At 70.1% G+C, this 26,709-nt stretch carries 24 protein-coding genes and 1 pseudogene; 7 read left to right on the top strand and 18 right to left on the bottom strand.

Annotated features, from left to right (window positions below; translation table 11 throughout):
- Nucleotides 1-105 precede the first annotated feature (105 nt).
- The 11 genes and pseudogenes from AB0915_RS28665 to AB0915_RS28615 form a co-directional block, all read right to left on the bottom strand.
- Complete coding sequence (locus AB0915_RS28665) at nucleotides 106-1,242, bottom strand: hypothetical protein (protein WP_366693828.1); 1,137 nt, start codon at nucleotides 1,240-1,242, stop codon at nucleotides 106-108.
- A gap of 161 nt (nucleotides 1,243-1,403) precedes the next feature.
- Nucleotides 1,404-1,979 carry a SigE family RNA polymerase sigma factor gene (locus tag AB0915_RS28660; protein WP_366693827.1) on the bottom strand — a complete coding sequence of 192 codons (576 nt, stop codon included), beginning with the start codon at nucleotides 1,977-1,979 and terminating at the stop codon, nucleotides 1,404-1,406.
- Nucleotides 1,980-2,337: 358 nt separating this feature from the next.
- Nucleotides 2,338-3,402, bottom strand: coding sequence for an aspartate-semialdehyde dehydrogenase (locus tag AB0915_RS28655; protein ID WP_366693826.1), 1,065 nt, complete (start codon nucleotides 3,400-3,402; stop codon nucleotides 2,338-2,340).
- On the bottom strand, nucleotides 3,399-4,670 hold the full coding sequence (locus AB0915_RS28650) for an aspartate kinase (RefSeq protein WP_345517394.1): 1,272 nt from the start codon (nucleotides 4,668-4,670) through the stop codon (nucleotides 3,399-3,401). Before AB0915_RS28650 ends, AB0915_RS28655 begins: the two co-directional genes overlap by 4 nt.
- 584 nt (nucleotides 4,671-5,254) lie before the next feature.
- A pseudogene (locus AB0915_RS28645) lies at nucleotides 5,255-5,410 on the bottom strand (PIN domain-containing protein); the annotation flags it as partial.
- Between the two features lie 183 nt (nucleotides 5,411-5,593).
- Complete coding sequence (gene fxsT, locus AB0915_RS28640; protein ID WP_366693825.1) at nucleotides 5,594-8,545, bottom strand: FxSxx-COOH system tetratricopeptide repeat protein; 2,952 nt, start codon at nucleotides 8,543-8,545, stop codon at nucleotides 5,594-5,596.
- Between the two features lie 20 nt (nucleotides 8,546-8,565).
- Complete coding sequence (locus AB0915_RS28635) at nucleotides 8,566-8,883, bottom strand: trypco2 family protein (protein WP_366693824.1); 318 nt, start codon at nucleotides 8,881-8,883, stop codon at nucleotides 8,566-8,568.
- A 172-nt stretch (nucleotides 8,884-9,055) separates the two neighbouring features.
- Nucleotides 9,056-9,715 carry a DUF5063 domain-containing protein gene (locus AB0915_RS28630; RefSeq protein ID WP_366693823.1) on the bottom strand — a complete coding sequence of 220 codons (660 nt, stop codon included), beginning with the start codon at nucleotides 9,713-9,715 and terminating at the stop codon, nucleotides 9,056-9,058.
- Entirely contained in the window at nucleotides 9,708-9,857 is a 150-nt protein-coding gene (locus AB0915_RS28625) for a hypothetical protein (protein WP_366693822.1), read from the bottom strand. The genes AB0915_RS28630 and AB0915_RS28625 overlap by 8 nt, the downstream gene beginning before the upstream one ends.
- Entirely contained in the window at nucleotides 9,850-10,449 is a 600-nt protein-coding gene (recR, locus tag AB0915_RS28620) for a recombination mediator RecR (RefSeq protein WP_366693821.1), read from the bottom strand. Before recR ends, AB0915_RS28625 begins: the two co-directional genes overlap by 8 nt.
- Nucleotides 10,450-10,531: 82 nt before the next feature.
- Entirely contained in the window at nucleotides 10,532-10,867 is a 336-nt protein-coding gene (locus tag AB0915_RS28615) for a YbaB/EbfC family nucleoid-associated protein (protein WP_366693831.1), read from the bottom strand.
- A 359-nt stretch (nucleotides 10,868-11,226) separates the two neighbouring features.
- Here AB0915_RS28615 and AB0915_RS28610 point away from each other — a divergent pair, with 359 nt between their 5' ends.
- Nucleotides 11,227-12,042: an SLATT domain-containing protein gene (locus AB0915_RS28610; protein ID WP_366693820.1), complete on the top strand. Its 816-nt coding sequence runs from the start codon at nucleotides 11,227-11,229 to the stop codon at nucleotides 12,040-12,042.
- A 61-nt stretch (nucleotides 12,043-12,103) separates the two neighbouring features.
- Here AB0915_RS28610 and AB0915_RS28605 read toward each other — a convergent pair whose 3' ends face one another.
- The 3 genes from AB0915_RS28605 to AB0915_RS28595 form a co-directional block, all read right to left on the bottom strand.
- Entirely contained in the window at nucleotides 12,104-12,754 is a 651-nt protein-coding gene (locus tag AB0915_RS28605) for a hypothetical protein (RefSeq protein WP_366693819.1), read from the bottom strand.
- A gap of 124 nt (nucleotides 12,755-12,878) precedes the next feature.
- A complete protein-coding gene (locus AB0915_RS28600; protein WP_366693818.1) occupies nucleotides 12,879-13,598 on the bottom strand; it encodes a GntR family transcriptional regulator in 720 nt (239 codons plus the stop codon).
- Between the two features lie 114 nt (nucleotides 13,599-13,712).
- The gene (locus tag AB0915_RS28595; RefSeq protein ID WP_366693817.1) at nucleotides 13,713-15,095 is read right to left on the bottom strand and encodes an aspartate aminotransferase family protein; all 1,383 of its coding nucleotides are present in this window, start codon (nucleotides 15,093-15,095) and stop codon (nucleotides 13,713-13,715) included.
- A 334-nt stretch (nucleotides 15,096-15,429) separates the two neighbouring features.
- On the opposite strand from AB0915_RS28595, the gene AB0915_RS28590 reads away from it, so the two are divergent.
- Nucleotides 15,430-17,304 (top strand): protein kinase, encoded by a 1,875-nt coding sequence (locus tag AB0915_RS28590; protein ID WP_366693816.1) that lies wholly within the window; start codon nucleotides 15,430-15,432, stop codon nucleotides 17,302-17,304.
- 203 nt (nucleotides 17,305-17,507) lie between these two features.
- On the opposite strand, the gene AB0915_RS28585 is transcribed toward AB0915_RS28590, so the two are convergent.
- A complete protein-coding gene (locus AB0915_RS28585) occupies nucleotides 17,508-17,936 on the bottom strand; it encodes a hypothetical protein (protein WP_366693815.1) in 429 nt (142 codons plus the stop codon).
- Entirely contained in the window at nucleotides 17,917-19,380 is a 1,464-nt protein-coding gene (locus AB0915_RS28580) for a helix-turn-helix domain-containing protein (protein WP_366693830.1), read from the bottom strand. The genes AB0915_RS28585 and AB0915_RS28580 overlap by 20 nt, the downstream gene beginning before the upstream one ends.
- A gap of 528 nt (nucleotides 19,381-19,908) precedes the next feature.
- Between AB0915_RS28580 and AB0915_RS28575 the strand changes: the two genes are divergently transcribed.
- Entirely contained in the window at nucleotides 19,909-20,181 is a 273-nt protein-coding gene (locus AB0915_RS28575; protein WP_366693832.1) for a hypothetical protein, read from the top strand.
- A gap of 94 nt (nucleotides 20,182-20,275) precedes the next feature.
- Here the strand turns inward: AB0915_RS28575 and AB0915_RS28570 are convergent, their stop codons facing one another.
- Nucleotides 20,276-21,559 (bottom strand): adenylosuccinate synthase, encoded by a 1,284-nt coding sequence (locus AB0915_RS28570; protein WP_366693814.1) that lies wholly within the window; start codon nucleotides 21,557-21,559, stop codon nucleotides 20,276-20,278.
- Between the two features lie 186 nt (nucleotides 21,560-21,745).
- Between AB0915_RS28570 and AB0915_RS28565 the strand changes: the two genes are divergently transcribed.
- Nucleotides 21,746-22,612: a diacylglycerol kinase gene (locus AB0915_RS28565; RefSeq protein WP_366693813.1), complete on the top strand. Its 867-nt coding sequence runs from the start codon at nucleotides 21,746-21,748 to the stop codon at nucleotides 22,610-22,612.
- A gap of 128 nt (nucleotides 22,613-22,740) precedes the next feature.
- Entirely contained in the window at nucleotides 22,741-23,013 is a 273-nt protein-coding gene (locus tag AB0915_RS28560) for a DUF1876 domain-containing protein (RefSeq protein ID WP_366693812.1), read from the top strand.
- A 331-nt stretch (nucleotides 23,014-23,344) separates the two neighbouring features.
- Here AB0915_RS28560 and AB0915_RS28555 read toward each other — a convergent pair whose 3' ends face one another.
- Entirely contained in the window at nucleotides 23,345-23,779 is a 435-nt protein-coding gene (locus AB0915_RS28555) for a helix-turn-helix domain-containing protein (RefSeq protein ID WP_366693829.1), read from the bottom strand.
- A 225-nt stretch (nucleotides 23,780-24,004) separates the two neighbouring features.
- Between AB0915_RS28555 and AB0915_RS28550 the strand changes: the two genes are divergently transcribed.
- Nucleotides 24,005-24,919: an ABC transporter ATP-binding protein gene (locus AB0915_RS28550; protein ID WP_366693811.1), complete on the top strand. Its 915-nt coding sequence runs from the start codon at nucleotides 24,005-24,007 to the stop codon at nucleotides 24,917-24,919.
- Nucleotides 24,916-26,538 (top strand): ABC transporter permease, encoded by a 1,623-nt coding sequence (locus tag AB0915_RS28545; protein ID WP_366693810.1) that lies wholly within the window; start codon nucleotides 24,916-24,918, stop codon nucleotides 26,536-26,538. The genes AB0915_RS28550 and AB0915_RS28545 overlap by 4 nt, the downstream gene beginning before the upstream one ends.
- Nucleotides 26,539-26,709 lie beyond the last annotated feature (171 nt).

Here is a 26,709-nt window from a genome sequence, read left to right as displayed (position 1 = left end):
GCGCCCCCCCCCCCACGCCCCCCCGGCCGGGGCGGCCCCCGCCCCCGGCGGGGGGGGCCCCCCCTAACCCCCCCCCCCCACCCCCTCACGTATGCGCCGTCGTCGCTACGCCGACGGGGCGATGACGCCCGTCCGGTAGATCGTGCCCGCGCAGGCGTTGGGGATCCTCGCCGCCGCGACCGGCGAACCGGGCTCCGCAGTGTGCGTCACAGCGACGCTGCCCTCCAGCGTTCCGCCGCCGTCCGCGCCACCGAGCTGCGGCTCCGCCTGCGACGTCCCTTCACTGGTGCCGCCACTGGTACCCACGGCGCTGTCGGTCGGTGTCGGGGTCGGCGAGCTGCCGGCGGTCGGGCAGGTGTCCTTCGGTACCCAGGCGAACTGGACTTCGTACGCCATGGACGGCTTCAGCAGCACCGTGCCCGCCTCCTGCGACGGGTCGGGCAGTCCGGCCGCCGGGTCGCCCGCGGTGTGCTGGACGACATCGATCCTGGCCGGGTCGGCCGCGCCCGTCGTCTCGAAGCCCACGGTGCCACTGCTCGTCACGGTGCATTCCGTGCCGGAGATGTTGGAGATACGGAACGTGCCGTACACCGTGCCGTCGGCACCGGCCGCGCCCGCCTGGGCGGATGCGACACCGAGTTGCCCCGGGGCGCAGACCGGCGTCGAAGCCGCCTCGGTGTCGGCAGGGTCGGCGCCCCCGCCCGACGCGCTGCCGTCGGTGCCCGTGCCGCCACTGCCCGAGGGGCTGCTGGTGCTGTTGGGGTGGCCGTTGGAGCCGTTGTTGTGCCCGTCGGTGCTGCCGCCTTGGCTCTTCTCGTCGGCAGCCGAACCGGAATCGGCGCCGTTGCCGCCCTGGGCCTGCTCGCTGTGTCCGGCGATAGCCGGGTTGGCGGTGTCCGAGCCGGTGGAACCGGCGACATGGACGAACGCGGGGACCGCGGTGCCGATGAGCAGCGCCGCCGCCGCCATGCCGACGACGGCCTGCCGCCGCCGGGCGCGCCGGGCGGGAACGGCACGCCGCAGGTGGTCGAGGGCACCGTCGGTGGGTGCGAGGTCCTGGACGGCGCCGTGAAACATGCGGCGCAGTGCGAGCTCGTCCAGGTCGGGGCCGGAGCCGTCGGCTGCGCCGGAACCGTCGTCGGAGTCCGTGCCGAAGAGCTCCGACAGACCCCCGAACCGGGCCGTTTCGGCGGGATCGTCGCCCCCGCCCTGCGCCTCCTGCGCGCCTGCCGCGCCCGTCACGGATGCGGCGGCCTCCGTGCTGGCGTCCGCATCCGGCCGCGGGTCCCGAGGCCCGTTCGGCTGCGCGTTCGAGCTGTTCTCCGGCCCGTGGTTCACAATTCCGTTTCCAGTCCGGTCAATCCCACGCTCATGCGTGCGTCCTTGCCTGCGCCCGCGCCAGTTCATGCCTGGGCCTCCATCACGACGCGAAGCGCCGCGATGCCGCGCGAGCCGTACGCCTTGACCGAACCCAGCGATATCCCCAGCGTCTCGGCCACCTGGGCCTCGGTCATGTCCGCGAAGTAGCGCAGCACCAGTACCTCTCGCTGGCGCCGTTGCAGCCCCCGCATCGCTTTGATCAGCGCGTCCCGCTCCAGCTGGTCGTACGCGCCTTCCTCGGCGCTCGCCATGTCGGGCATCGGCTTGGAGAGCAGCTTCAGCCCGAGGATGCGGCGGCGCAGCGCGGAGCGCGACAGGTTGACGACCGTCTGGCGCAGGTACGCGAGTGTCTTCTCGGGCTCACGTACCCGGCTGCGCGCCGAGTGCACGCGGATGAACGCCTCCTGCACCACGTCTTCACATGACGCGGTGTCGTCCAGCAGCAGGGCCGCGAGGCCGAGCAGCGAACGGTAGTGGGCGCGGTAGGTCTCGGTGAGGTGGTCAACGGTGGTTCCGGCTGCCATGCTGCGCTCAGCGCCTTCGCGCTGCGACGGGAGCTGGGCGGGGCGCGCAGCGGGCATGGGCGCAATCACCGGCATACCGCCGGGTGCGCGGGGCCTCCGGAGCGGACGCACTGAAGCGCCCCGCAACGGGCCCACCACTGTGATGTCGAGAACCTCTGCCACGCCTGTTGGACACGTTTCCCCCCGTCAGGGTTGTACGCGTACGGCACCATGTTTGGCACTGTGCGACATGCCCCCATACGTACCTGCTCTTCCCCGAATGCCACGATTTCGCGCCCCGCCGCGCAAGAAGTGACCGCAGAGACGCGCGCTCCCCGGCCGCCGGTTCCAGCACACCAAAGGTCATCGTCGGGCACCGCAAGGTCCCAGCTCAAGTGGTTCTGACCAGCAACTTGCTCACAGGTGGTTCACAGAACATACAGAAACGGTCGGATCAGGTCCGGGGGAATTCTGCGGCCACCGCTTCGGCGATCTGCGCCACGTTCAGCGCCGCCCCCTTGCGGAGGTTGTCGCCGCAGACGAACAGCTCCAGGGCGCGCGGATCGTCCAGCGACCGCCGCACCCGGCCCACCCAGGCCGGGTCGGTGCCCACGACGTCGGACGGCGTCGGGAAGTCGCCGGATGCCGGGCTGTCGAAGAGGACGACGCCCGGCGCGGTCGCCAGGATCTCGTGCGCCCGGTCGACCGCGACCTCGTTCTCGAAGCGGGCGTGCACGGACATGGAGTGTGTCGCGATGACGGGTACGTACACACAGGTCGCCGCGACCCGCAGGCTCGGCAGGTCCAGGATCTTGCGGCATTCGTCGCGGATCGCCAGTTCCTCGGACGACCAGCCGTCCCCGGCGTCGGTCCCGGCCCACGGCACGACGTTGAGCGCCACCGGCGCGGCGAACGGCGAGTCCTCGGTGTCCCCGAGGGCGCGGCGTACGTCCCCGGGCTTGGTGCCCAGTTCCGTGCCCGCGACCATCGACAGCTGTTCGCGCAGCGCCACGACGCCGTCGCGGCCCGCGCCGCTCACTGCCTGGTACGAGGAAACGACGAGCTCCCGCAGCCCGAATTCGGCATGCAGCGCACCGACGGCGACGATCAGCGACAACGTGGTGCAGTTGGGGCTCGCGATGATGCCGCGCGGCCTGATCCGTGCGGCATGGGGGTTGATCTCGGGCACCACCAGCGGCACGTCCGTGTCCAGCCGGTACGCCGCCGAGTCGTCGATGACGACGACGCCCTTGGACGCGGCGATCGGTGCCCAGCGTGCGGACACGTCGTCGGGCACCAGGAAGAGGGCCACGTCCACGTCGTCGAACACGTCCTCGGTGAGTTCGAGGACTTCGGTCTCCTCGCCGCGTACGACCAGCTTGCGGCCGGCCGAGCGCGGCGAGGCGATCAGCGTCACATCGCCCCAGACGTCCGCGTGCTGCGAAAGGATCTGGAGCATGACACCGCCGATCGCCCCGGTCGCTCCGACGACCGCGAGCGAAGGGCGGCGAGGCGTCATCGGCCGGTGCCCCCGTAGACGACGGCCTCGTCGGAGTCGCTGTCGAGGCCGAAGGCGGTGTGCACGGCGCGCACGGCCTCGATGACGTCGTCGGCGCGGGTGACCACCGAGATGCGGATCTCGGACGTCGAGATCAGCTCGATGTTCACACCGGCGTCGGACAGCGCCTCGAAGAAGGCCGCGGTGACCCCGGGGTTCGTCTTCATACCAGCGCCGACCAGGGAGATCTTCGCGATCTGGTCGTCGTAGCGCAGCGACTCGAAGCCGATCGTGCCGCGGTTGCGCTCCAGGGCGTCGATGGCCTTGCGGCCCTCGGCCTTCGGCAGCGTGAACGAGATGTCGGTCAGACCGGTCGACGCGGCGGAGACGTTCTGCACCACCATGTCGATGTTGATTTCCGCGTTCGCGATGGTGCGGAAGATCGCTGCGGCCTCGCCCGGCTTGTCGGGCACGCCGACGACCGTGATCTTGGCCTCGGAGACGTCATGGGCGACTCCGGAGATGATCGCGTGCTCCACCTTCTGGTCCCCTTGCGGCTCGTTGCTGACCCAGGTGCCGCGCAGTCCGGAGAAGGACGAACGGACGTGGATCGGGATGTTGTAGCGGCGTGCGTACTCCACGCACCGGTGCAGCAGCACCTTGGAGCCGGACGCGGCCAGCTCCAGCATGTCCTCGAAGGAGATCCAGTCGATCTTCCGGGCCTTCTTCACGACCCGCGGGTCGGCGGTGAAGACACCGTCCACATCGGTGTAGATCTCACAGACCTCGGCGTCCAGCGCGGCCGCGAGTGCGACGGCGGTGGTGTCGGACCCGCCGCGGCCGAGGGTGGTGATGTTCTTGCCCTCCTGGCTCACCCCCTGGAACCCGGCGACGATGGCGATGTTGCCCTCGTCGATCGAGGTCCGGATACGGCCCGGCGTGACATCGATGATGCGCGCTTTGTTGTGGACCGAGTCGGTGATGACGCCGGCCTGGCTGCCCGTGAACGACTGGGCCTCGTGACCCAGGTTTTTGATCGCCATCGCCAGCAGGGCCATGGAGATCCGCTCTCCGGCGGTCAGCAGCATGTCGAACTCACGCCCGGCAGGCATCGGTGAAACCTGCTCGGCGAGATCGATCAACTCGTCCGTCGTGTCGCCCATCGCTGACACCACGACAACCACCTGGTTGCCGTTCCTCTTGGCATCGACGACTCGCTTGGCGACACGCTTGATGCCTTCGGCATCGGCTACGGAGGAGCCTCCGTACTTCTGCACGACAAGGCCCACGTGCGCTCCTCGCTCAGTCCATTACTGCGGTCGACTCAGTTTAACGAGCAGTCCGGGATCGCCCCGTTGATATCGCATCGTGAGATGTCCCGCTCACCACGTGATCATCGGGGCGTCACCCGGACTGCTCGTACGGGTCTGCTGCCCAGCGATCCCGGCACCACGCCCGCATGTGGCTCAGCCCACACCGGGCAGGTCCACGATCTCCGGGTCCGTCCTCTCCAGAGTGAACCGGAACCCCACGGACCGCCCCCGGAAACTCCCCCGACGCACAAGCCGCTCCGCACTCTCCCACTGCTTCTCGCCCTCGCCTCCGTGCCCCTGGCCGCCGCCCCGGCCCATGCGGGCGACACCTGCTTCGCCACCCGCGCCGACGCCGCGATCTACGCGGCGCGAATCCCTGGACCGACATCGTCGGCTACCTGGCCCCGGGCACCCCGGTGAACGGCACCCGCCAGGGCGCGGACGAGCTGTGGCGCGTGTCGCGCACGGACAACGGTGCGCAGCTGGGGTTCATGCCTGCGGGTGATCTGCGGCGCGACGGAGGGTGACGGCAGGAGGGTGTGGGCGGGCCACTCGGTCCGGTCCGCCATGCCGGGTTCGACCCAGCGGCTCGGTTGCCCGGTGATCTCGGCGATCTGGCCGTAGTCCTCGTCGTGGTGCAGGACGGTGACGCCGTGCCGCTGTGCGGTCGACGCGATCAGCAGATCCGCGAGCGAGAACGCCCGGTGGTTGCCTTTGAGAAACCGCCACACGCTGGGTGTCCAGCACGGTCCCGCACCGGAGCCCGAGGTTTGAGCCCTGAGCCGACTTGCGAAGACTCAGCCGCGATCGGCGGCGAAAGCCTGGTGGCGTGGCAGCCACACCGACGACGCCCACGCCGTACGTGAACGCGGAACGGCTGCAGGCGGCGCGTGACCTGATCAGTCAGTGACCGGGCCTTCGTCCGGGAACCGGAATCCGCTCAGCTTCATCTGGAGGGCATCGACGCGACCGTAAAAGTCCTCCAGCAGTTGCTGCAGGGGCAAAGGAAATTCTGCTTCTGCGAGCAAGTTCATCATGAGCGGACCCAGCCGTTCCAGGTCTCCATCGAAATCCAGCAAAGTCATGAGCGCCCGCGCTTCGACGGTCATGGGGCTCTTCTCCGTCAGCACCCGCTCGCAGATGGGCATGACCTCATGAATCAGAGTCGAAGCCCGCTCGACGTCGCCGAACATGAGACAAACATGGGCGAGGTGAATCTGTGCCGTGAGTACATCAGGGTGCTCTGCCGTCCGGGCGGATCGAGCCTCTGCGAGAGCCTGCTCCGCATGGACCATGGCGTTCCCACGACCGTCCGTGGCCGCACTCTGCACAGCCACAAAGATTTCGCTCATCTCTCGGAATGCCCCAGCAACCCCTGTCTCGCCACCCCCGTTCTCTCCATTCGTGACGAAGGTGGCCAGGTTACGAAACACATCCCTCATCGACACCATGACCGACATACGGCTCAAGAGAGCACGTGTCTGCCATGCTCGGGCATCACCTTCCACCTGAATCTCAGGACGAGAGATATTCTCTTCCACTATCGCGAAAGCCGGCCCGTTCTCCTCCGCCTGAGCAAGAATCAGAGCAAGGTCATTACGTGCCCTGATCGTCTCTTCGTGCCCTTCTCCCACATCACGGACCCGCTGTTCAACCGCACTCCTGGCGAGCCCACGTGCTCGGTCATAATTTCCGGCAGACGCATAGGCCTTGGCAAGGGTGAGCCGCGCCCTGATTACTGAGGGAGCATCCTCACCATGTGCGCGCTCCTGGTCGGCGAGCGCGCTTTCGGCAACCTCGACGGCCCGTCGGCGATCGCCGTTCTCCCGGCAGGCGTCGGCGAGATACCCCCGCAGAAGCAGGCTGAGGTCCTCATCGCCCGCGGACAGGGCGTGCCCGGAGCTGTCCACGGAGCGTTCCAGCAGCACCAGGGCGGTTCTGCGTCGGCCCTGACGGCCGAGGAAGCGTCCGGCTTTCCCAAGAAGCCGGACCGTGGTGGCGCTGTCGCTCTCCGGCGACGCGTGTCGGAAGAGAGCTTCGGCATGCGGGAGGAGGGCCATCCAGCGAGGCCACTCGGACGCATCCCCCTCCGGATCGTTGGGGAGTGCCCGATGTATGAGATCCGTGGCCGTGTCACGTGCGACCGCGATCAGCTCCGGCAGGCGTTGTGAATCATCGGTCGCGGGCGTTCGTGCCACGGTCTGGACCAGTGTGTGGACCCCGATGGCCTCCCGGCCGAAGGTGATCAGGTGATAGCCGGCGAGCAGAGCCAGGATGTCGTCCAGATCCAGCAGATCCTCGACAAACGGTTCGAGCAGTCCCCGGGGGATCTCCACCGGGGCGTACCAAGCAAGGACGCGCAGGAGCTCCACGGCCCGGGGATCGCGTTCCTGAAGTATCTCCAGCGTGATGCGCCAGATGCGGGCCATCGTCCTGGCCGGGTCGAACCCTCCCGGAGCGGTGGCCGTCAGCCGGTCCGGTCGTCGGTTGAAGAGCTGGTGGTATTCGGCGACCGTGAGGTGTCGTTGACGGATGTACGCGCCGGCCTGTTGCAGCGCCAGCGGAAGGTGCCCCAACTCGTCGGCCAGCGCGCGGATGCCGGCATCGTCATCGCTCCCCGTGAGCAGTTTGAGCAAGTTCGCGGACGCCTCGGCGTCAAGCATCCGGAGCTCGAACGGCTCCGAATTCCAGCCGTGCTGAAAGCGGCTCGTCACCAGGTGGTGTCCGGCACTGCCCAGACTTCCCGTGACGAGTCTGATGTCCTCCGGATTCTCCGCGTTGTCGTACACGAGCAGCCAGCCCGGATGCGTCTGTAGCCAGCCGATCGCCCAGTCCGCTGCCTCGTGGATCGTTTCGCTGTCTCCCTGCTCGCCTCGGATCCGGTGTCCGAGGGCAGCAAGATCGGTGCGGATCAGATCGGCGTTGTCGGAACGAATCCACCACACCAGGCTGTACGAAGCGACGTGGGCGTGGGCATAGTGCAGGGCCAAGGTCGACTTCCCGACACCGCCCAGTCCATGGATCGTCTGTGTGGTGTTCCGGGAATCCGCCGAAAGCTTCTCCGCCAGTGCCGCCAACGCCTCGTCCCTGCCCACGAATGTACGGGACGGCAGCTCCGGCAAGTTGTTCAGACCGTGTGGTGCTTCAACTTCGTAGGCCATGCGCGAGTTCGGTGTTTCGCGAGGGACTACCGTTTCCAACAGCGGCTCGTTCCCCAGAGTCTCGACGAATCCGGAGCGGGCCACCAGCGACGCCACCGAGACCGCCGTGAGCTGGTTGGCCGAGTACTGACGATCGCGGTCCCCGACAATGACGCCGATGAGCCAGGGGCCGGAGAACAGAGCCGCTCCCGACGCTCCCTTCCACCAGGAGGTGGCACTCGGCTTTTCCGGTGTGGCAACCCTGTTCACGTACGCCGTGATCAAGCCGGACTTCAAGCCCGTCAGCCGTTCGATGTCCCCGCTGATCTGCTTCGTGTCCCGCTGCTCGTTGCGCAGCTCGGAGCGGGGGAACCCCTGTGCGTTGAAGCCCAGTTGTTCGTTGCTCACCATCGGCGCCGTGTGATCGATGCGCCCCCAGCGGACCGGAGCCCCGTGAGGCGGAACCCAGGACTGATCCGTGATCCGAATCAGGGCCGCGTCCGCCTGCGGTTCACGCTTCAGGTCCGGTGGCTCCTGCGGCCAGACGATCTCGGCCGCGACCCACTCACCGAGAAGCCTGCGTGCCTCCAGTCGACCAGCGCCCTCGACATTGTGGAACGCCGTAAGAATGAGACGGTCCGTGACGAGGTAGCCCGTCCCCGCGCTCTTCCCCGACTCGTCCCAGATCTCAACGACCCGCTGCCCGTCCATCGGAAGCCCTGTCCCGCCCCCTACTTCGGCCGCTTCGCAGACTCGTCCGAGATCCGCTTGTCCTCGCCGGACTCGTCCACCGGCTGGAGCGTGAACTTGAGGCGGCTGGTCGTACTCTGCGACGCCGCCGCCTTCGCCTCCGCGCCGATCCCGAACGGCAGCACGGACACCTTGGCCCTGCCCTCGGCGTCCTTCTTCACGTCCACGGTGAACTCCAGCTCCACCGGCCCCGTACGAAACTGCACCGGCTTCCCGCGCCCCGCGACCTCCGCCTGCTGCAACTCGTCGCGGATCGCGCCGATCGCCTCCGCCAGGCCCGCCCACACCTCGTCCGCCATCGCACACTCCCCCTGTAGAACGGTGGGCAAGCAGCCTATACGCGTCCGCGACAGCCCGTGCGCGTCAAGCGGTCGACGGCGCAACTTCCCATTCCAGCCACCCCCGGGCTCATGTTCATGCCGATCACGTTGAACGAGGCAGTGCGCAAGCTCCTGGACGGGCGCGCCGGCGCTACTGCACCGGCCGCAGCCCCAGCGGTCCCGCGATCTCCTCGGCCATGACCCGGCCCGCCTCCTCGGCCAGGTCGTCGTCGACGGTCTCCGAGTCCGTGTCCAGCCCGTCCAGTTCCTGGAGGGGCTGGTTCAGGCGGATGTGGGCGACCAGGGACTGGAGGGCGCGCAGGGTGGCGGAGGCGGTGGAGCCCCAGTTGGAGAAGTAGGAGAACTGCCACCACCACAGCGCCTCGGTGGCGCGGTCCTCTTCGTAGTGGGCCAGGCCGTGACGCAGGTCCGTGACCAGATCGGCCAGGTCGTCGGAGATGCGGGCCGGGACCGGGGCCTTGCGGGGCTCGTAGGGGTCGAAGACCTCGGAGTAGACGTCGATCGGTTCGAGAAGGGCCGCGAACCGCTCGCGCAGGCCGTCGGCGTCCGGTTCGGCACCCAGGTCCGGCTCGTAGCGCTCGTCCGGGAGGACGTCCTCGTACGCGCCGAGCCGGCCGCCCGCGAGGAGCAGCTGGGAGACCTGGAGGAGCAGAGTCGGGACGGCCTGCTCCGGCTCGTCGACCTTGGAAACCTCGGTGACCGCGACGATGAACGTCTTGATCTGGTCCGCGATCTGGACGGCGAAGTCGTCCGGGTTCTGCGTGACGGAATTCAGCGTGGCGTCAGACATCGAGGGGACCTCCCGTGGGCACGGTCGCGAACGGTGAGTAGAACATAGCGCCGCTGAACGTAAAGCCGCCGTGAGACGTCAGGGTTTCGTCCGCGAGGATCCCGGCCATGGTGCAGGTGTCGTACAGGGTGGGGTCAGACATCCAGCAAGCGCCTCCCCTCGAAGGCGCGGCCCAGGGTGACCTCGTCCGCGTACTCCAGGTCGCCGCCCACCGGCAGCCCGCTGGCCAGCCGCGTCACCCGCAGCCCCATGGGCTTGATCATCCGCGCCAGGTAGGTCGCGGTGGCCTCGCCCTCCAGGTTGGGGTCGGTGGCCAGGATCAGCTCCGTGACCGAGCCGTCGGCGAGCCTCGCCAGCAGCTCGCGGATGCGCAGATCGTCCGGGCCGACGCCTTCGATCGGGCTGATCGCCCCGCCGAGCACGTGGTAGCGGCCCCGGAACTCACGGGTCCGCTCGATCGCCACGACGTCCTTCGGCTCCTCGACCACACAGATCACCGTCTGGTCGCGGCGTGCGTCGCGGCAGATCCCGCACTGCTCCTCCTGCGCGACATTGCCGCACACCGAGCAGAACCGGACCTTGTCCTTGACCTCCAGGAGGGCCTGGGCGAGACGGCGCACGTCGGTGGGCTCGGCCTGCAGGATGTGGAAGGCGATCCGCTGCGCGCTCTTGGGACCGACGCCGGGCAGCCTGCCCAGTTCGTCGATGAGGTCCTGAACCACGCCTTCGTACAACGGAACGCCTTCCTGAGCTGAGTGCCTCGACTGCTACTGCTGTTGCTGTCGTGGTACGTACGGTAGTTGTGGTGCGGGCGGATCAGAAGGGAAGACCGGGCATGCCGCCCAGCCCTTGGGCCAGCGGGCCCAGCTTCTGCTGCTGAAGCGCCTGCGCGTTCTCGGTCGCCGCCTGGACTGCGGCGACGACGAGGTCCGCGAGCGTCTCGGTGTCCTCGGGGTCGACCGCCTCGGGGTCGATCACGAGGCTGCGGAGCTCGCCGGAGCCGGTGACGGTCGCCTTCACCAGACCGCCACCCGCCTGACCGTCGACCTCGGTCCTGGCCAGCTCCTCCTGAGCCTGGGCGAGGTCCTGCTGCATCTTCTGGGCCTGCTGCAGCAGCTGCTGCATATTGGGCTGCCCGCCACCGGGAATCACGGTCACTCCTGGCATTTCGACGACAAATGTTTCGGTATGCCGAGCCTACGTGGTCACCGGGAACCGCGCCCCACCCACTACCGAGCAACCCTTTCGGGTGAAATCCGATCAACTACGGCAAGACTCCTATACCTGATCACAGGGCATGCACACCCGGGAATACCGCGATTTCGGCCCCACGGCCCACCATTCGGCGGTAGGAAGGGCATGCATATCAATACGCACACGTGCGTCGTCCGCCACGCAGGGTTACACAAGCGGGACAGACGGCCACGCCGAAGGTCCGCCCGTCATCGCATGCACGTGTCCCATACGCGCGTCCGAAACGTCGAAAACGCAGAGTGCAGAGGAGTGCCCCGGTGAGTCAGCCGGAGATTCAGCCCGAGAGGGCGCCCCGCAACGAGTCCGGCGCGCCCGGTTCGGCCGTTCCGCCTGGCTCGGACCCGGGCTCCGGGCCGGGCTCGGAGCCGCGCTCCGGCTTCCGTGCGCGGGGCCGGGATCTGACCGGACAGCCGTTCCCGCTCGGCGACTGGGGCGAACCCGCGGAACGCCTCGACGAGCTGTACCGCTGGGTCGAGGCCGAGGCGCTGCGCACCGCCGGCTGGTATCTGAACGACCGGGTGTGGAAGCGGCTCGGCGCCAGGGCGCTGCGGATCGGCACGGCGGCCGGGGCGGTCGCGGGCGCGGCGCTGCCGCTGCTCGATCTGACGGGCGCGCTGCACGGGGCGGCCGGCTGGGGCTATCTCTCGCTGCTGCTGGGAGCCGCCTGCATGGCCTGCGACCGGTACTTCGGCCTGACCTCCGGCTGGATAAGGAACCTCGCCACGGCGCAGGCCGTGCAGCGACGGCTTCAGGTACTGCAGTTCGACTGGGCGTCGGAGTGCGTACGGGAGGTGCTCGGGCCGACCGAGGGCACGGCGAGCGAGGCGGCCGAGCGGTGCCTGGGGGTGCTGCGCCGGTTCTCGGAGGACATCACGGATCTCGTACGGTGCGAGACCGCGGACTGGATGGTGGAATTCCGGGCCGGGCCTGCGCCGATGGGGATGCAGGCACTGGTCTCGGGGAGCGGGATCGGCGGGCGTACGGAGCCGGGGGCGGCGCAGGGGCGGTTCCCGATGCAGTCGGTGACCCGGCCGAACATGCCGCGGCAGCGCCCACCGGAGTCACCCCGGTGACGGCGGTCCCGGTGGGCGGTGACTCCGGTGGGCGGTGACCTCGGCGGTCCGGGCCGCCGCGTCAGCTGAAGATGATCATGGAGCCTTGCGCGAGGCTGCGGGTCGCCGCCGCGTGCAGGCCCAGCCAGACGTGCCGCTCCCGGGCGAACGGACTGTCGTCGTACGGAATCGGGCTCGCCGGCTCCTCCAGCGAGGTCGGCGCGATGGGCGGCAGCGGGGCGGCCGGCGGGTTCGCCGGGTCGATGCCGATGGACGGAGCAACGTACTCCAGCTCCCGCAGCAGCCCGTGCGCCGAGCCGAGCGGGCCGCCGCCCTCCAGCAGCTGGTCGTTGGAGAGCGGGGAGGGGAAGTCCACGGGGACGTACGCCCCCGCATGGTCGAAGTGCCAGACCAGGTGGGACTGCCGCGCCGTCGACTCGAACATTTCCAGCAGCTGCTCGTAGTCGCCGCCCAGTTCGTCGACCGGCGTGACGGCGAGACCGCTCAGCTGCAGCAGATAGGCGCGGCGCAGGAAGTGCAGTGCGTCGTAGTCGAAGGCCGCGACCGGGGCCACATCGCCGGTCAGACCCGGCATGTAGGCGTAGACGGGTACGGCCGGGAGCCCGGCCTCGCCCAGCGCGTTGTCGTAGACGGCTATCTCTTCGGCGAACGGGTTGTCGGGGCTTTGGCACAGCACATCGACGAGGGGGACCAGCCACAGGTCACAGGCCACGAAGTCTCGCTCTCCCACAGGATCTCGCGCGGTTCGCGCGATGGTCGGGACAGCGTAATGCGAGGGGACCGCCGCGCACAGTGGTCCTTCATGTCCGGCTGCGGAACACCTCGCTGCCGGACCGTCAGCCGCCGTGCCCCGGATGCGGCGGGCCGCCGGCCGCGAGCCGCTCCGCCCAGCTCAGCGCGTGGGCGTTGTGGCCGTCGATCACCGCGCGCACCGCGTCGCGGTCCCCGAGCGTGATCGCCGCGACCAGGTCCGGGTGGCCGCTCCAGAGCCAGTCGCGCACATCCCCGTCGCTGCGGAGGTACGGCACGGCGAACACCCAGGCCTGGATGCGCAGCCGGTGCAGGAAGTCGGTGATGTACGTGTTACCGACGAACGCGCCCAGCTCACGCCAGAAGCGCAGGTCGTACCCGATGAGGATGTCGAGGTCACCGCCCCGCGCCGCCCGTGCGGCCTCCTCGGCGCGACGGCGCACGGAGACCAGCGCGTCGCGGCACTTCGCCGACTGCGCACCCTTCGGGCGGACCGGCCCGTCGAAGATGCTGCGGATGACTCCGTCGACGACCAGGGTGCGGGCCTCGACGATCGCCCGGTAGTCGGCCACGGTGAACTCGTACACCCGGAACCCGCGGTGCTGGTCGGATTCGAGCAGGCCCTGCGCGGAGAGATCGAAGAGCGCCTCGCGGACGGGCGTCGCGGAAACCCCGTACTGCTCGGCGATCTGCTTGACGGTGAATTCCCGCCCCTGCTGCAAACGCCCGGCGAGCACCTCGTCACGCAGCGCGTCCGCGATCTGCTGCCGCAGCGTACTGCGGGTCACAGTTCCACTCGCGCGCATGGCGACCCTCCCTTTTCGGCTTCGGGCCACCTTAAGCCAGGGCCGGTGTGCCCGGATCCGGGCACAGGGGAGGGCCGCCATGCGGACGGCCCGCGGAATGCGGGCGGGAGCGTGTCAGACGGTGTGCTCGTCCGCGACGGACAGGGCCACGTCCAGAGCCGCCAGACCCTCCTTGGCCTCGGCCTCCGTGACGTTGCAGGCCGGAACGGCGTGGGTGCGGTTCATGTTGATGAAGGGCCACAGGCCGTTCTTCTTGCAGGCCGCGCCGAACGCCGCCATCGGCGCATTGGCCTCGCCTGCGGCGTTGTACGGGACCAGCGGCTCCCGGGTCTCCTTGTTGCGGACCAGGTCCAGCGCCCAGAACGCGCCGAGACCGCGCACCTCGCCGACCGACGGGTGGCGCTCGGCGAGCTCACGCAGGCCGGGGCCGAGGACGGTCTCGCCGATGCGGGCGGCGTTCTCGACGACCTTCTCGTCCTCCATGACGCCGATGGTGGCGACGGCCGCGGCGCAGGCCAGCGGGTGACCGGAGTACGTGAGTCCGCCCGGGTAGGGGCGGGTCTCGAAGGTGGCGGCGATCTCCGCGGAGATCGCGACACCGCCGAGCGGTACGTAACCGGAGTTGACGCCCTTGGCGAAGGTCATCAGGTCGGGTGTGACGTCGAAGTGCTCGGCGGCGAACCATTTGCCGGTGCGCCCGAAGCCGGCCATCACCTCGTCGAGGATGAAGACGATGCCGTACCGGTCACAGATCTCGCGGACGCCCGCGAGGTAGCCGGGCGGAGGCGTCATGATGCCCGCCGTGCCGGGGATCGTCTCCAGGATGATCGCGGCGATGGTCGCGGGCCCCTCGAAGGCGAGGGTGTCCTCCAGGTGCTGAAGGGCGCGGGCGCACTCCTCGGCCTCGGTCTCGGCGTAGAACGGCGAGCGGTAGAGGAACGGCGCCCAGAACCGTACGACACCCGCCGAGCCGTTGTCGGACGGCCAGCGGCGCGGGTCCCCGGTCAGGTTGATCGCGGTGGAGGTGGCGCCGTGGTACGAGCGGTAGGCGGAGAGCACCTTCGTACGGCCGGTGTGCAGCCGGGCCATCCGGACGGCGTTCTCGACGGCCTCGGCGCCGCCGTTGGTGAAGAAGATCTTGTCCAGGTCGCCGGGGGTCCGCTCGGCGATGAGGCGTGCGGCCTCGGAGCGGGCCTCGATCGCGAACGCGGGAGCGAAGGTGGCGAGCTTGCCCGCCTGCTCCTGGATCGCGGCGACAACGGTGGGGTGCTGATAGCCGATGTTGGTGTAGACGAGGCCGCTGGTGAAGTCCAGGTAGCGGTTGCCGTCGTAGTCCCAGAAGTACGCGCCCTCGGCGCCGGCGACGGCGAGCGGGTCGATCAGGCCCTGGGCGGACCAGGAGTGGAACACGTGCGCACGGTCGGCGGCCTTCACGGCCGCACCGGCCGCGGAGTCGACCTGCGGAGCGTGGGAGGCATGGGAGGCATGAGGGGTCATGCGGCGAGCGTAGGTCGTGCGGTGAGCGGCTCGACATGGCCAACCTGTATGGCGTGGGGCGGTTTGGTGGGCAGGGTGTCGGGTCGGCACGGGAGGATACGGTGCGGGTGCTGGAACGGCTGTCGGTTGCAGTCGACGCGGTGACCGGCGCACAACCCACCCCGCCCAGCGCGTGAACCCCGTCCTGTCCAGCGGCTGAACCCGGCCCGTCCGGCGCTTGAGGGACGCAGCCGGCAGCGGACGAAACCGACACCCGGCCGGACTGCTGGGGCGTGACGTGCGCGGCTATTCTCGACCCGTCCGGCGTGTCGCCGCACGGGGGAGGTTGCACACCATGGAAAAGCTCGGGTCCGCCGACCCGCAACGCATCGGTGCGTACCGCCTGCTGGGGCGGCTCGGCGCGGGCGGCATGGGGCAGGTCTATCTGGCCCGGTCCGATCGGGGCCGTACCGTCGCGATCAAGCTGGTACGCCGGGAGCTCGCCGAGCAGCAGGAGTTCCGCGACCGGTTCCGCCAGGAGGTGCAGGCCGCACGCCAGGTCGGCTCGACGTGGACGGCCCCCGTGCTGGACGCCGACACCGAGGCCGCCGTGCCGTGGGTCGCGACCGGATACGTCGCCGGGCCGTCCCTCCAGGTCACCGTCTCCGGGCGCGCGGGCGCACCGGTGGGACCGGCCTCGGGGGCCTTCGGTCCGCTGCCCGAGCGCTCGGTCCACATCCTGGGTGCGGGGCTGACCCGCGCGCTCCAGGCCATCCACTCCGCCGGGCTGATCCACCGCGACCTCAAGCCGTCCAACATTCTGCTGACGATCGACGGTCCGCGGGTCATCGACTTCGGCATAGCCCGGGCACTGGACACCGCCACCGACGGGGGTCTCACCCGCACCGGGGCGCTGGTCGGTTCGCCCGGTTTCATGGCGCCGGAGCAGGTGCGGGGCGAGCGGGTGACCGTGGCGTGCGATGTGTTCTGCCTCGGCTCGGTGCTGGCGTACGCGGCGACGGGCAGGCTTCCGTTCGGCGGGGCGGAGAACGAGGTCCATGCGCTGATGTTCCGGATCGCACAGGAGGACCCGGACCTGACCGGCGTCCCGGTGGATCTGGTCGACCTCGTCCGGGACTGCCTCCTCAAGGACCCGGCCGCCAGGCCGACGACGGACGCGATCCTGGAGCGGCTGGCGGAGGACGAGCCCGCCGAACCGTGGCTGCCGAGCGCGCTCCTCGCCCAGCTGGGCCGTCACGCGGTGGAGTTGCTGGACTCGGAGGACCCGGAGGAGCCGGAACAGCCGGAACAGCCGGAACAGCCTGCGGAACCGGCTGACCCGCCCGGCCCGGAGGATGCGGTGCCCGCGGCTGCGGAACCGCCCGCCCCGCAGCCTCCCGCCCTGCAGCCTCCCGCACCGCAAGCACCCGGCGGGGTCCGTGCGATACCCACGGTGATCGGCACCTCAACCCCCATACCGGGCCCTGCCCCCGTGTACGGCTACCCGCAGTTGCCCGCCCAGCCGCACCCCGGTCAGGGACAGCCGTACGGCTACGGATATCCGCACCAGCAGCACCCCGGCTTCGGCTCCACACCTCCGTACGGCCCCCTCTATCCCGCCCCCGCCCCACAGCCCGAACCCGCACGCCGCACGGCGGGTTCGACCGTCGCTCTCATCGTGGTCGCCGTGCTCGTCGCGATCGGTGCGGGCGGTTCGGTGTACGCGCTCATGACCGACAACGGTACGAAGTCCGGTGCTTCCCCGAACAGTTCGCTCACCCCGTCCGCGTCCGACGGCCCGGCCGAGGAGCCGTCGGACTCCCCCTCCGACGCCTCCCCGCCCCCCTCCGACGAGGAGAAGAACGGCGACGGCTCCATCCCCGAGGGCTACCTCGGTACCTGGTCCGGCAGCATCGACAACCCCACCGGTCACTCCACCCGCGAACTCGTCATCCAGCAGGGCAAGGTCGGCCAGACCGTCCTCACCCTCACCGCGAAGGGTCCGATCGACACCGGCGGCACCTACCGCTGCGTCTTCCAGGCGGACCTGACCGACGAGCCGTCCCCCGACGGACCGGTCCACATCGGACCCTCCACGATCACGCTCGGCGAACCCATGTCGTCCTGCACCCCCGGCAAGGCCACCACGCTGACGCTGTTGCCGGACGGCAGTCTGCGCCGCGAGAACCCGGACAACGGCGAGAAGATCACGTACACGAAGACCGGCTGAAGGGTTCAGCCGAGCAGCGCTGCGGCCGCGTTGAGCAGCAGGAGCGGATGGACGAACCTGCCGGGCGCCGTCGGCGGAAAGCACGGGGTCTTGCACCCAGACGCCGCGCGCCGGGCGCCCATTTTGTCAGCTCCTCTAGGGCCTGTTCTGAGTTCCCCGTCGTCCGCGCGAAGCGCGGGCGCAGCGGGAACTCAGAACAGGCCCTAAGTGGCCGGAGCCTCGGCAAGAGCGCCCAGGGTGGCCCGGACCTTGGCCCGTCCCCGTTCGGCGGCGCCCCGGAACCGGGCGTGTGCGGGATTCGCCGAGGGTGGCGCACAGACTCGGCAGGCCGCCGAGTCCGCGACCGGCACTCCGCACTCCGGGCACTCGGCGCGCGGCGCGAGCGGCGCGGGCGGCACAGGGGGTTCGGGCCGGACGGGCATCTTGCGGGTCAGCCGGTCGCCGATCAGGCCCGGCGCCGTCAGCACGGGCGTGGGCAGGCCACTGGTCAGCGCCTCCCGCACCTGGGCGTCGGTCGCCCCGGCCGCCCGCCACTCCTCGACCCGGGGCGCCAGCCGCACGGCCTCTGCGGTGCCGAGCGTGAGCCGGGGGTCACGGCGGCCGAGCGAGAGTTCACGCCGGGTCGGTGACACCCGCAACGTCCAGTGCCCGGAAAGCCAGCCACAACTCGTAACGCGCACTGGGCGTTTGGAGCAGTGAGCGCTGAAGTGCCGCTTCGAGTCGGGTGAGACGCTTGCGGGCGCCCGGCACGGAGATTCCCAACGTCGCTGCGGCCGGAGCCAGTTGGGCCTCGCACTCCAGCCAGGACCGGACCGTCGCCTCGGCCGTCCCGCCGTTCCGGCGGAGCGGTTGCAGTTGCTGGGCCGCCCACTCCCGCACGTCGGGGCGGCGCAGGATCTCGTCCAGGGAGCGGGCCCCCTTCTCGGGCTCGGCAGGTCGGGGTGCGCGGGCGGGTGTGGCGCGGATCCGCAGCGCCAGGTCGAGTGCGGCCTGGTCGGCGAGCCGGTTGAGGTCGCGTCCGAGCAGCTCGCCGATCAACCGCAGCCGCGCGGACAGGGTGTTGCGATGGATCTTCAGATGCTTGGTCGCGTGGGACGAGAACGCGAGCCAGGAACCCAGCGTCGCCGCCAGTTCCTGACTGCCGGGGTCCTGGCTGCGCCGGGGCAGATAGGTGAGGAGCGGCGCCAACAGGACGTCGGCCCACTGTGCACCCTCGGCGCCGACGAGCAGCGCCGGTTCCGGCGCCGAGCCGAACCGGGCGTGGCGGACCGGCAGTCCGCGGGCGACCGCCAGGGCATGGAACGCCTGCCGGTATCCGGTCGCCGTGTCGCTGAGCGGAACCTCCTCGCTCACGCCGACCACGCAGTCGTCCACCGCGACGGCGACTTCGCGGCCGAGTCGCGGCTCGGTCCCGCCCGGGCCGGCGGGCACGATGAGGATCAAGTGGCGTGCGTACACCGGACACCGCACGATCCAGGACCGTCCGCCGGAGAGATCCATGCAGACCTTCGCCACCTCGTCCCGCCGCCCGCCCGGGCACTCCACCACGCACACCTGGACGGGGTCCGGCAGCCTGGGCTTCAGGGCGCCCGCGACCTGGTGGGCGATGGAGAGCTGGCCGGTCATCAGCAGATGCAGCACCGCTTCCCGGCCGCGGGACTCCGCGAGGTCCACGCGGCGGCGTTTGCGCTCGACCGATTCGGCCGCCCAGCACATGGCCAGGGGCATCACCGCGTCGGCAAGGAGCGTGGCCAGCCCGTCCGGCAGCGGACGGCGCGTGACGACGGCGAGGACCGGGACGCGGACGTCACGGGCATCGGGCGGGCCGTCGAGAGGGAACAGCAGAGCGGTGTCCGGGCCACGGTCGAGAGTGAAGGAGCGTGCGCCGCGGGCCGTCAGTTCCCTGGCGCCTTCGGAGGCGAGCGTGACGGCCGCGGCGCTCGTGCGGTCCGAGATCCGCGCCACGGCGTGCAGGACGGTTCCGTCGTCGTGGAGCAGTCCGGCCCAGCCGTCGGCGCATCCCGACAGCCAGCGCAGCAGTTCCTGCACGCCACCGACGCGGGCCAGGCGGTGCATCCGCAGTACGTCGTCGGCCCGTTCCCGCGCTCGCACAGGCCCTCCGCTCCGTACTCGTACCTGTCCGTCCCTGCTTCTGTCCCCCGCTGTGGAGAAAACCGGAGTGCAAAGTACCGGTCGCCGGTCTGGCTGTGCGGACTGTTACCCCCGCGATGCCCACACCGTGCGAATTGAATCTTACTGTCGGGTACTCGCCGACCTACAGTCCGAACGTGTTCCGCGGACGGCATGCATGTCGGGGGATGTCGGGTGCCGTCCGTGGGCACAGAGGCGTCGAGTAACGGCGTGGTGAACGACGGCAGCGGTCCACGGGGGTGGTCGCTGTCGCCGGCCGCGCGTCGCCGGACCTCGCGATTGCCAGTGGTGCCCTCCAGGGCCTGTTCTGAGTTTCCCGTCGTCCGCGCGAAGCGCGGGCGCAGCGGTGGTCGGTGCGGCGAGCGCGCGTGCCGGGCGTCGGGGCGCAGGCGGGGAACTCAGAACAGGCCCTAGCGTCGGACGCCGTCCGGTCCGACGGAGAGAGGCCCCGCCATGGAGTTGACCTTCTCCGACGGCTCGGTGCTGCTCCAGGCGGGGTACGAGGACGATGTCGCTTCCCAACGACTGCCCGCAGCCCTGCGTGCCGGCGGCACGGCACCGGCTGGGCAGATCCGCCGTGCGGCCCACCGCGGCAAGCAGCTCGATCGGGAACTCCGGGTCGGCCCGGCCCACGGCCGACGCCGGCCACCGGTCGCTCTCCGGCACTCGCCGGACCTGCATGCCGCCCGCAGGGCCGCACAGCTGGGCGTGAACTGCACGAACTGACCGTCGAGCTCACCAGACGCACCCTCCGCGGGCTGAACGCGCGGAAGGGGCCGGGGCTGGGCAGCCGCCCCGGCCCCCTCCGCGTTGTCCCGTCCTACAGGAAGGAGTTGATCTCGATGGTCTCGGTACGGCCGGGGCCGACACCGATCGCGGAGATCGGGGCGCCGGACATGTCCTCCAGCGCCTTCACGTACGCCTGCGCGTTCTTCGGCAGATCACCGAAGGTCTTGGCCTTCGTGATGTCCTCGGACCAGCCCGGCAGCATCTCGTAAACCGGCTTCGCGTGGTGGAAGTCGGTCTGGCTGTACGGGAGTTCCTCGACGCGCTTGCCGTCGATCTCGTAGGCGACACACACCGGGATCTGCTCCCAGCCGGTCAGCACGTCCAGCTTGGTGAGGAAGAAGTCGGTGAGACCGTTGACCCGGGTCGCGTACCGTGCGATCACCGCGTCGAACCAGCCGCAGCGGCGGTCGCGGCCGGTGGTGACACCGCGCTCGCCACCGATCCGGCGCAGCGCCTCGCCGTCCTCGTCGAGCAGCTCCGTCGGGAACGGACCGGCGCCGACGCGCGTGGTGTACGCCTTGAGGATGCCGATGACCCGGCTGATCTTCGTCGGGCCCACACCGGAACCGGTGCAGGCGCCGCCCGAGGTCGGGTTCGACGAGGTGACGAAGGGGTACGTGCCGTGGTCGACGTCGAGCAGCGTGCCCTGACCGCCCTCGAAGAGGACGACCTTGCCCGCGTCGATGGCGTCGTTGAGGATCAGCGTCGTGTCCGCGACGTACGGCTTGATCTGCTCCGCGTACTGGAGCATCTCCTCGACGATCTTGCCGGACTCGATGGCACGGCGGTTGAAGACCTTGGCGAGGAGCTGGTTCTTCTGCTCCAGGGCCGCCTCGACCTTCTGCTCCAGGATCGACTCGTCGTACAGGTCCTGGACGCGGATGCCCACACGGTTGATCTTGTCGGCGTACGTCGGGCCGATACCGCGGCCGGTCGTGCCGATCTTCCGCTTCCCGAGGAACCGTTCCGTCACCTTGTCGACGGTGACGTTGTACGGAGTGATCAAATGAGCGTTGCCGCTGATCAGCAGCTTGGACGTGTCCACGCCGCGCTCGTTGAGCCCACTCAGCTCGGAGAGCAGGACCGCCGGGTCGACGACGACACCGTTACCGATGACCGGGGTACACCCCGGCGAAAGGATTCCGGAGGGGAGGAGATGAAGTGCGTACTTCTGGTCGCCGACGACCACCGTGTGGCCGGCATTGTTACCGCCTTGGTAACGCACCACATAGTCCACGGATCCACCGAGGAGGTCGGTGGCCTTTCCCTTGCCCTCGTCACCCCACTGAGCACCGAGCAGCACAAGTGCGGGCACAGGCGTACACCCCTTCCGGGCGGGGCATGTCCAAGGTCAGGGGGCGTACGTCAACGCCGTACATGCCGTACGACGATGTACGACGAAGCCTGAACCGTCGAACCGGTTGCCCCGGAATAGACGAAGCCCCTGGCGCAATAGCGCAAGGGGCTCTTGCACCAAGATGCTACCCGAGGAAGGACCGAGGTGTCGGCTGCCCAGCCCCCCGGCGACGGTACGCACCAGCTGCTGGTGGTCATCGACCCTGTCGCCCGCCGGACCGACGGCGAGTCCGTCCGGATCGCGAAGGACGTGCTGAGCGCCGGTTCGCACGCCAAGATCTGCCTCCCGGACAGTCCGGAGGAGTTCGCGCGGGCCTTGTCCCGCCGGGGCACCAGGCGGCCGGTGGTCGTCGGCGACGACCGGTCGCTGCTGCGCGCCGTGACCCTCCTGCACCGGGAGCGGGAGCTGGCCGGTGCAGCGCTCTCGCTGGTCCCGGTGGGTGCCGCGGCCGCGCTGGAACTCGCGCATTCGCTCGGCGTGCCCCTGGGCGCGGTGGCCGCGGCGCGCGCGGCACTGGACGGGGTGGTGCGCCGGCTCGACCTGCTGGTCGACGACAGCGACGGCGTCGTCCTGGGTGCCCTGCGCATCCCCGCCCTGACCGCAGTACCGGGGACGGCGGCGGCGCACACGGGCGTCACGGCGGTCTGGGACACCTGCCGCTCCCTCGTACGGACCCTGGTCCGCCCCGCCCCGTCGCAGGCCACGCCCGTCCCGCCCCGCGCCCATCGGCTGCGGGTCGAGGTGGACGGGGTGCTGGTGAACGATCTGGACCGGCCGGTCGAATCGGTGACGGTGAGCCCGCAGGGCGGTGAGGGGGGTCTGGCGGACGTGGTGGTCCGGACGACGGCCGGCGAACCGGTGACCGCGGAGGCGAAGGCGGTCACGGTCTCCGGCGCGGACTTCCGCTACCGGGCGGACATACAGGTCGGCGGCCCGGTCCGGACGAGGACATGGACGATGCGGGCGGGTGCGTGGGGGCTGATGCTGCCGGTGGCGGCGGAGAGCGGCTGATCCCCGCGCCGGGGGCGCGCACGTGAGGGTTCAGGGGACCTGTCGCACCTGCCGCGGCCGACCCCGGCACACCGAGCGCGGGTGCGGAAAGAGGCGCACCCTGGTAGCAGGTCCTGGAGGTGTTCGCCATGATGAAAACCGCTGTCGGATGGCACATTGATCTGGAATTCGAGGAAGACAACCACCGCACCCGCGCCGCCGCCCTCGTACGGCTTCCCGACGGGAACGAGGTACGTGCGCACGGATACGCAAGCCGCCACCCCTCCGACGCCCAGCAGCCGAGGGTCGGCGAGGAGATCGCGGGTGCCAGAGCACTGAACGAACTCGCCATGAACCTGCTGACCAAGGCGCACGACGAGATCGACGAGGCGTCCGGCCGGACGTCGCACCCGCTGACCTGAGCCCGTTCCGAGCCGAGGCCCAGGACCCTGTGTCCCGGGCCTCCTGTCCGAGGGCTGTCCCCTAGGGCCTGTTTTGAGTTCCCCGCCTGCGCCCCGACGCCCGGCACGCACGCTCGCCGCACCGACCACCGCTGCGCCCGCGCTGCGCGCGGACGACGGGGAACTCAGAACAGGCCCTAACGGCCTCCCCGGAGGGCGCACAGCGAGAGCTGCGGCGCCTCGCCGCGTTGCCGGAACACCCGAATACGCCCGGTACAATGCCGCTCCTCCGCCTTGCGACGCACCGCATCCGACGCCGGGCGCCGATGCACCGGGGACTGCGCGGCAGCCCTCAGCTCCTCCGTTCCGGGACGTCGAACTTCTTGCGGTGGTCGCGCCAGCGGTCCATCAGGCCGACCAGTTCCGTCTGCAGGAACTCGAAGAACGCCGCAGTCTCCGCGAGCCGCGCACCGGCGGGCGTGTCCGGGCCGAGGGTCTGTGCGCCCTCCTTGAGGGTGTGCTCCCAGCGAGTCAGGGCCCGGTCGCGGCTGGCGAAGGTGGCGTACCAGATCTCGCTGTGCAGGCGGTAGCGGTCCCTGCGCGAGCCCGGGTCGCGTTCGCGGCCGACCATGCTGACCTGCGTGAGGTAGTTGATCGCCCCGGAGACCGCGGCCGGGCTGATCCGAAGCTGCTCGCTGAGCTCCGCCGAGGTCATGGAGCCGTCGTCGTCCGCGAGCAGCGCCGCGAAGACGCGGGACGCCATCCGCTGCATGCCCGCCTCGGTCATCTCGGCCGCGAAGCGCTCCACGAACCGCGACACGGCCTCCTCGTCGCGCGCGTGCTCGGGCTCGGGCTCGGGCTCGCGCTCACGCCCGTCCGCGCCGGTTTCGCTGCTCATCGCCCCATCGTCTCCCCTGAAATGTCCTGCGGGTTCCCCGGCTCCGGGCCACACCCTGACTTTATACGCTTCCTTAACTTCACAAGTTTGTGAATATAGCGTACGTTCAGAAACATGACGAAGGCAATCACCGTGGCCGGACTGCACAAGTCGTTCGGGCGGACACACGCGCTGGACGGCCTCGACCTCGCGGTCGAGACCGGTGAGGTTCACGGCTTCCTCGGGCCGAACGGTTCCGGGAAGTCCACCACCATCCGGGTCCTGCTGGGCCTGCTGCGGGCCGACTCCGGCGCTGCCCAGCTGCTCGGCCGGGACCCCTGGAACGACGCGGTCGAGCTGCACCGGCGGGTGGCATACGTCCCCGGTGACGTCACCCTGTGGCGCAACCTCTCCGGCGGCGAGGTGATCGACCTGTACGGCCGGCTGCGCGGAGGCCTCGACCCGGCCCGCAGGGCCGCCCTCATCGAGCGGTACGAACTCGACCCCACCAAGAAGGGGCGTACGTACTCCAAGGGCAACCGGCAGAAGGTCGCCCTCGTCGCCGCGTTCGCCTCCGACGTGGATCTGCTGATCCTCGACGAGCCGACCAGCGGGCTCGACCCGCTCATGGAGGAGGTCTTCCAGAGCTGCGTCGCCGAGGAGCGCGAGCGCGGACGGACGATCCTGCTCTCCAGCCACATCCTCAGCGAGGTCGAGGCGCTCTGCGACCGGGTGAGCATCATCCGGCAGGGACGCACGGTGGAGACCGGTTCCCTGGCGGACATGCGGCACCTGACCCGTACGAGCATCACCGCCGAACTGGCCGGCGCGCCCAACGGGCTCGCGAACCTGCCCGGCGTGCACGGCATCGACATCCAGGGCATGCGGGTCACGCTCCAGGTCGACACGGACAAGCTCGACGCCGTCCTCAGGTCGCTCACCGCGTCGGGCGTACGGTCGCTGACCAGCACCCCGCCGACGCTGGAGGAACTCTTCCTGCGGCACTACGCCGCGGACACCGACGAACGCGCGGGGGTGACGGCGCGATGACTTCCGTAACCGTGCCCGCGACCGGTGCCGGACGCCCCGCCCGGGGCGGGCAGCTCACCAGCACCGGAGCCCTGCTCAGGCTCGCGCTGCGACGCGACCGGATCATGATGCCGATCTGGGTGATCGTGCTCGGCGGGTCGTTCTCCTCCGTCGGGAAGTCCTTCTCCTCGCTGTACGACACCGCGGCCCAGCGCGCCGAACTCGCCGCGTCGATGAACGGCAACAGTTCGCTGCGCGCGGTGTACGGACCCGTCTTCGACGACTCCGTCGGCGGGCTCGTCACCTGGCGCATGGCCGGCTTCGGCGCCGCGCTGGCAGCCGTGATGAGCCTGATCATCGTCATCCGGCACACCCGCGAGGAGGAGGAGACCGGCCGCCAGGAAATGCTCTCCTCCGCCATGGTGGGGCGCCGCGCCCCGCTGACCTCCGCCCTCCTCGCCGCGTTCGTCGCCAACGCCGCGCTCGCCCTGATGATCGTCGCCGGGATGGCCGGGTCCGGAGCGGGCGGCGCCGGAGCGGTGGCGCTCGCGCTGACGGTCGCCGGAATCGGGGTGCTGTTCGCCTGCACCGCGGCGATCGCCGCCCAGCTCACGGAGAGCGCACGGCTCGCGAAGGGGCTGACGGCGGCGGTGATCGGCGCCGCGTTCGTCCTGAAGGCGGCGGGCGACTCGTCGACGGACGACGCCTCGTCCGTACTGAACTGGCTCTCGCCGATCGGCTGGGCGGAGAACGTCCGTGCCTACGCCGGCGAACGGTGGTGGGTGCTGCTGGTGATCGGCGCGGCGGCGCTGATCCAGGGCGGGATCGCGTACATCCTGGCCGGGCGGCGCGATATCGGCATGAGCTTCCTGCCGCCCCGTCCCGGACCCGCGTCGGGGCGGATCTCCACGGCTTTCGGGCTGGCACTGCGGCTGCAGCGCGGCGCTCTGATCGGATGGACGCTGTCGTTCGCCGCGGTCGGCGCCGTCTTCGGCGGGCTCACCGGCGGGGCGGCGGACATCGTCGGCACCAACGAGAAGACGAAGGAGATCTTCGAGCGGATGGGCGGACAGGCCGGTCTGACCGACGTGTTCCTCGCCGCGATGGTCGGGATGCTGGGGATGGTGGCCGCGCTGTACATCGTCGCGTCGGTGCTGCGGCTGCACGGCGAGGAAACCGCGGGGCGCGCCGAACCCGTGCTGGCGGGCGGGGTGAGCCGGATCGGCTGGGCGGCCGGACACCTGGTCATCGCCTTCGGCGGCGCGGCACTGATCATGGCGGTCGGCGGCCTCGGCCTGGCCGCAGGCTACGGCCACGAACTCCCGGCCGTACTGGGCGCGTCGCTGGCGCAGCTGCCCGCCGTCTGGCTGCTCGGAGGACTCGCCGTCCTGCTGTACGGCGCGCTCCCGAAGGCAGCGGTGGCCTCGTGGGGAGTCGTCGGGATCTGCCTGGCACTGGGGTGGATCGGACCGGCGATGAACATGCCGCAGCCGGTGATGAACCTGTCACCGTTCAGCCACCTGCCGAAGCTGCCGGGCACGGAGATGCAGTGGCCGCCGGCGCTGTGGCTCACGGCGGGCGCGGCGGTCCTGGTGGCGGCGGGACTGGGAGCGCTCCGGAGGCGGGACGTGCAGGGGTGACCGGGTGACCGTTCCTGTCCTCGATCGCCGGACGGACTTGGTGCTCAAGCCCGTCCGGCGGTCCCCCATGGCCCTGAGAGCCTGTCGGGTGACCTCTGATCGGGCGGCCACGCCCTGGCACGCACGCTTCCCGCGTTGCCGAAATGCCCTAGTAGCTCCGCTACGAGGACC

The sequence above is a fragment of the Streptomyces sp. NPDC048411 genome, from assembly GCF_040704695.1.
Lineage (GTDB): Bacteria > Actinomycetota > Actinomycetes > Streptomycetales > Streptomycetaceae > Streptomyces.
This window is presented reverse-complemented; position numbering and strand designations above follow the sequence as displayed.